This is a genomic window from Bradyrhizobium sp., from assembly GCF_049691595.1.
Classification (GTDB): domain Bacteria; phylum Pseudomonadota; class Alphaproteobacteria; order Rhizobiales; family Xanthobacteraceae; genus Bradyrhizobium.
In genome coordinates, this window is the sequence record NZ_JBAVNZ010000198.1 from 1 (window position 1) to 5490 (window position 5490).

Below are 5490 nucleotides of genomic sequence, written 5' to 3' on the forward strand. Positions count from 1 at the left end.
TTGCGGCGCGAGGTCACCATCGTGCTGGTGGAGCACGACATGGAGGCGGTGTTCGCGCTTGCCGACCGCATCACGGTTCTGGTGTATGGCCGGGTGATCGCCTCCGACGTGCCGGACGCGATCCGAAAGCACGAAGAGGTCAAGCGCGCCTATCTCGGCGACCAGCATGTGGTGGCGAGCCATGGCTGACGTAACGCCCTTGCTCGATGTCGATGGCATCGAGACCTGCTATGGGCTGAGCCAGGTGCTGTTCGGGCTGTCGCTGTCGGTACGGTCCGGCGAGATGGTCGCGTTGATGGGCCGCAACGGCATGGGCAAGACCACGACCATCCGCTCCATCATGGGCCTGACGCCGGCGCGCGCCGGCGCGATCCGTTTTGGCGGGCAGGATGTCCGCAGCCTGCCCTCGTACAAGATTGCGAAGCTCGGTATCGGTCTGGTCCCGGAAGGCCGCCAGATATTTCCGAACCTGACGGTGCGGGAAAATCTCGTTGCCACGTCCCATCATCGCCGGGGCACCTTCGATCCCTGGACCATCGCAAAGATCCACGCGCTGTTTCCGCGGCTTTCCGAACGCGGCGGCAATATGGGCGGGACCCTGTCCGGCGGCGAGCAGCAGATGCTCGCGATCGGCCGCGCGCTGATGACCAATCCAAGACTTTTGATTTTGGATGAGGCCACCGAAGGCTTGGCACCCTTGATCCGCGAGGAAATCTGGAACTGCCTGTCGATGCTGAAGGCGCAGGGCCAGTCGGTGCTGGTGATCGACAAGAATGTCGGCAACCTCGCTCGCATCGCCGACCGCCATTACATCATCGAGCGCGGCCGAACGGTGTGGAGCGGCACTTCGGCGCAGTTGATTGCGGAGCCGGATTTGCAGCACCGGTATCTGGGGATTTGAGGGGGGCTCGCTTCAAAACATCTCGAAATATTCGCGATGTTCCCAGTCCGAGACCTCGGCCTGAAAGCGCTCGATCTCGGCGTTCTTGATGTGAACGTAGTAATCGACGAACCCGGCGCCCAGCGCCTCGCGGAAGAACGGGTCGTCGTCGAGCGCCGACACCGCCTCGCGCAGCGTCTTCGGCAGCAAGGCCGCCCTGGTTTCATAGGGCGTATCGGCTGATGGTCCTGGATCGAGCTTGCGGTCGACGCCATCGAGGCCCGAGAGGATTTGCGAGGCCATGTAGAGATAGGGGTTGGCGGCGGGCTCGCCGATGCGGTTTTCCAGCCGCGTCGCGGCATCGCCGGGGCCGCCGAGCACGCGGATCATGACGCCGCGGTTGTCGCGGCCCCAGATCGCGCGATCGGGCGCCAGCGAATAGCCGCGGTAGCGCTTGTAGCCATTGATGGTCGGCGTCGTGAACACGGTTGACGCGCGGGCGTGCTGCAAAAGGCCGGCAAGATAGTTGCGGCCGAACGGGCTCAACACTTCGCTGCCGCCCCCGGTCATGAACGCATTCTCGCCGCTCGCGCGCGAGACGATCGATTGGTGCAGGTGCCAGCCCGATGCGAACGCATTTGGGAGTTTCGGCCGGCACATGAAGGTGGCATGAAAACCGTGGCGGCGCGCGATCTGCTTTACGGCGCTGCGAAACAGCACCATGTTGTCGGCGGGCGTCAGTCCCTCCGTCGGCTGAAACGTGAATTCGCACTGGCTCGGGCCGAATTCGACCTCGACCGACCGCAACGGCAGGCCGAGCCCCAGCACGTCGCGGCGGATGATTTCGAGCGCCGGTTCCATCTGGTCGTAGCGCTGCTCGGTCAGGTATTGATAGCCATGCGACATGAGGCTGACCGATGGCGGCTGGCCGGGCTGGCCGGCATCCTCCGGCGCCATTCTGGCATCCTCGAGCTTGAAGATGTGGAATTCGACTTCCAGTCCGGCGACGAAGTCGTAGCCGCGCTGGCCGAGCCGACCGATCACGGATCGGTAGAGATGGCGGGTCGCAAACGGCACCGGCCGGCCGTCGCTGAAGTAGATATCGCACAACAGCCAGCCGGTGGTCGGCGCCCAGGGCAGCACGCGAAAGGTTGTCGGGTCCGCCACCATCAGCACGTCGGCGGCGCCTTCCATTTCCTTCATGCCAAAGCCGCCGCCCGCGGTGAACACCGGGAACACCGTGCGGTGCGAGGTATCCTTGGCGAGCATGGTCGTGGTGATGGAGCAGCCGCTCTCCAGCGAGGCCAGCGCTTCGCCGGCAACCAGCGTCTTGCCGCGCAAAATGCCGTGCTGGTCCGGAAACGACAGCCGGATGACTTCGAGATTCTTTTCTTCGACGATGCGGCGCAGGCGGCTTGCCGCCTCGTTCTGCTCGCTCGACCACAGGCCGTGACGCACGACAAAACTCAATGCGTCACCCGTTCTTCGTCATTGCGAGGAGCCAACGGGTCCCGCCTTCGGCGGGCCCGATGATAAACTCCGCGACGAAGCAATCCATCGAGCCGCCCAAAGAAAGAATGGATTGCCTCGTCGCTTTCGCTCCTCGCAATGACGGCAAGGACATTTTTAGTCAGATTCATCACTCGGCGGCCGACAGATGCCGGACCTTGTCGGCGATCTCGGCCGGAACGGGTGCTGCCCACGGCGCGCCCCGCCGCCGCTTGACGTCGACCTCCATCCAGAAAATTTCCCAGCCCTGCGTCGGGCCGATGCCGTCCATGGTGGCCGGGCCCTGGATGCTGCGCGCGCTGCCATCGTCGAGGAACAGCATCGGCTTCTCGCCGCCGGAAACCTTCTCGATTTCCTGCCGCAGCAGCCGGCGGTATTGCACGATCGCCTTGTCGGATTGGCCTAGATGTTCGCTGGTGCGGTCCTGGATCGCGCCCATCGATTCCACCGCCCACTGGTCATGGACGTTGATGTCGGCGCCCATGCCGGTATAGGTCGCGGTCGCCTGCTCGCGCGGGTCAAAACCGTAGTCGTTCGATCGGTTCTTGCGCGACTTGTAATCCGGCAGCGCGTAGAGTTCGAGCCGCTGCTCGCGCATCCTGTTCTTGTCGACCGGCACCGAGTAGCTGGTGAAGATCGCGTACCAGTAGCAGTTCTCGTCATCGACCGGCACGTGCCACTGCGTGATCGTCATCTCCGTGCTCATCGGAATCACAAAACCGTGCGGGAAAAGCTGGTTGGTGACGCGCACATGGGTGCGCTCCGCGTCGATCTCGCGCAGCGCGATCAGCCGCAATCCATATTCGGTGTGCTCGACATTGATGATGGGGTTGTCGTATTCGCGCAGGATCTTCGTCATCGGCATGTCGGTGCCGGCGGAGGCGCCGCGGAACTGCCGGCCGTAGGCGGCAGAGGTATCCTCGTCCTCGAAGAAGCGATGCAGGAAGGAAGCGTGCGCCGGATCGATGCCGATTTCCAGCGCCTGCAGCCAGTTGCAGTTGATGTGGCCCTTGAACGCAAACGTATGGCTGTCCGGCGCGATGAAGCAGTCGATTTCCGGGAAGGCCGGCGGCGCGCCTTCGCCGAGATACGCCCAGAGGATGCCGCCCTTCTCGACCACGGGGTAGCTGCGCTGCCGGATGCCCTGGCACAGCGTCGAGCCCTTCGGTTCGGCCGGCGTTTCCAGGCACTGGCCTGTGACGTCGAACAGCCAGCCGTGGAAGGCGCAGCGCAGCCCGCCATTCTCCAGCCGGCCGAAGGCGAGGTCGGCGCCGCGATGGGCGCAGTGCCGGTCGATCAGGCCGTAACGGCCTTGCGCGTCGCGGAACAGCACGAGGTTCTCGCCGAGCAGTTTCACCGGCTTGACCGGCCGCGGCCCCTGCAATTCATCCACCAGCGCCGCCGGCTGCCAATACATCCGCATCAGTTTCCCGCAAGGGTCTTGTCGCCCGGTCCGGGTGATCAGGTCGTTCTGTTCCTGGCTCATCATGGCGGGTGAGTCCTCTGCTGGCCAGCGAGCGCGACGACGCGATTGAAAGCTCGTCGTTCGAAATCAAATTACTAGGCTTGCCGTCGCAGGCAAGCGCTTTCCTTGCCCACTTTGCCCATGGCGCGACAGGCTGTTGTAACGGAGCCCAATCCGCCGATCCTGCCGGGTGGCGAAATTCAAGACTTTCGCAACGATCAAAATCTGCGCGCGCGGACATGTTCCCCGGATGCTGCGCAGCGCGCCGCGCTTGCGGCGTGGTGCGCTGCTGATCCGGGGTCTATGTCGGATATGTTGCGGTGGGTCCCGGCTCTGCGGCGCAGCGCGAAAAGGCGCTGCACCGCGTCCGGGACACGCGAGCGTTGACAAATTTCCTAACATGCCTCGAATACGAAACGGCGGCAATGTTTCCCGGATCAAGGTCGGTAAGACAGGCTCAAACGCCTGAAGGAGACGCTGAGATGAAAAAAGTTGATCTGGAACTGGTGCGCGGCAGCGGCAATGTGTATCGCGATTTCGGATGGCCTAACGCCGGTCTCGCGCAGGCTCGCGCCGTCACCGCGGCGAAGATCATCCGCGTTCTCGACCAGCGCAAACTTTCGACGCGCGACGCGGAAAAATTGACGGGCGTCTCCTATTCGGAATTCTCTCGCATTCGCAATACGCAACTCGGCCGCTTCACGCTCGATCGGATGATCGCGATTCTCGGCAAGCTCGATGAAGATATCGAGGTGTTCGTCACTTTCAGGGCGCGCAGACGGAGAACGCCGGTCGCGCCGCGCATGGTCTCATCCAAGGTTCCGCGCGGATATCGGCCGACGGCCAGAACGCGGTCGCGCGGTTGAAGCGGGTCTTGATGGCCGGCCGCCGGGCTCACGCAAATCGCCGTGCGTGCGACGAAGCATGATGGATACGACGACGATGCCATTTCCCGGTTCATGCCGGGGCTTAAAGTCAATCTTGCGCCAATCGCGGCTGGACTGGTTCTTGTCGCTGAGGACGAACGGGGCGTTCCGCTCGGCTACGTGGCCCTGAGACCCACGGGAATGGGGGGCCTGATTCTCCTCGAAGGCTTTTTCGTCGATCCAGCTTGTTCGCGGGGCGGTGTTGGCAGGCGACTTTTCGCTGCCGCTGTCGAGCATTCGAGAAAGATGGCGGGAAACGTGATCCTGGTCTATTCGAGTCCCAACTCGGCAGGTTTCTATGCCCGCCTCGGCGCCATTAGGATAGGCACGACGCCGTTCGTATTCTCCCCTGAGGTGCTGTTGCCGATGTTCGCGTTTTCGATTCCGCCGTCCGGCGAGAACGGCGCCAGCGGTGACGACTGGCTTGCAGCAGGAATCGGGTGGTCGAAATGGCGACGGGCGTGCAGGGCGAGCCGTGCGTAAGCACGATGGTCACCTGGAGATAGTCCTATGACCGAATCCGACGATGGCCCGAAGGCCTTCGCCTCGGCGACCCACGCCGGTTGACCGGATTGTTGACACGCCAGTCAAGGCTTCGTGCGCGGGATGTTACTGGCGCTTTCTCCAGATGCCACGTCCGGCGGGATCGGCGCCCATTTCTTCTGTCAAAATCAGCGGCTTTCTGGTATGATGAAACATGGTAATTACAC

5 protein-coding genes and 1 pseudogene are annotated in these 5490 nt (G+C 63.1%); 4 read left to right on the plus strand and 2 right to left on the minus strand.

The features are described from left to right. Both WCE35_RS09185 and WCE35_RS09190 read left to right on the plus strand, forming a co-directional pair. Positions 1-189: pseudogene (locus WCE35_RS09185) on the plus strand (ABC transporter ATP-binding protein); the annotation flags it as partial. Continuing rightward, positions 182-901, plus strand: coding sequence for an ABC transporter ATP-binding protein (locus WCE35_RS09190; RefSeq protein WP_424593030.1), 720 nt, complete (start codon positions 182-184; stop codon positions 899-901). The pseudogene WCE35_RS09185 and the gene WCE35_RS09190, both read left to right, overlap by 8 nt. A 12-nt stretch (positions 902-913) precedes the next feature. Here WCE35_RS09190 and WCE35_RS09195 read toward each other — a convergent pair whose 3' ends face one another. Beyond that, positions 914-2350, minus strand: coding sequence for a glutamine synthetase family protein (locus tag WCE35_RS09195; protein WP_424593031.1), 1437 nt, complete (start codon positions 2348-2350; stop codon positions 914-916). 169 nt (positions 2351-2519) lie between these two features. Further along, the gene (locus WCE35_RS09200) at positions 2520-3878 is read right to left on the minus strand and encodes a Rieske 2Fe-2S domain-containing protein (RefSeq protein WP_424593032.1); all 1359 of its coding nucleotides are present in this window, start codon (positions 3876-3878) and stop codon (positions 2520-2522) included. Between the two features lie 458 nt (positions 3879-4336). Between WCE35_RS09200 and WCE35_RS09205 the strand changes: the two genes are divergently transcribed. Then, entirely contained in the window at positions 4337-4720 is a 384-nt protein-coding gene (locus WCE35_RS09205; protein WP_424593033.1) for a helix-turn-helix domain-containing protein, read from the plus strand. A gap of 42 nt (positions 4721-4762) precedes the next feature. Beyond that, on the plus strand, positions 4763-5263 hold the full coding sequence (locus tag WCE35_RS09210; protein WP_424593034.1) for a GNAT family N-acetyltransferase: 501 nt from the start codon (positions 4763-4765) through the stop codon (positions 5261-5263). The last annotated feature ends 227 nt before the right edge of the window (positions 5264-5490 follow it).

What these genes read in the sequence shown, in the direction of transcription:
- WCE35_RS09205 (WP_424593033.1), top strand. Translation starts at nt 4,337, where the DNA reads ATGAAAAAAGTTGATCTGGAACTGGTGCGCGGCAGCGGCAATGTGTAT.
- WCE35_RS09200 (WP_424593032.1), bottom strand. Translation starts at nt 3,878, where the DNA reads ATGATGAGCCAGGAACAGAACGACCTGATCACCCGGACCGGGCGACAA.
- WCE35_RS09190 (WP_424593030.1), top strand. Translation starts at nt 182, where the DNA reads ATGGCTGACGTAACGCCCTTGCTCGATGTCGATGGCATCGAGACCTGC.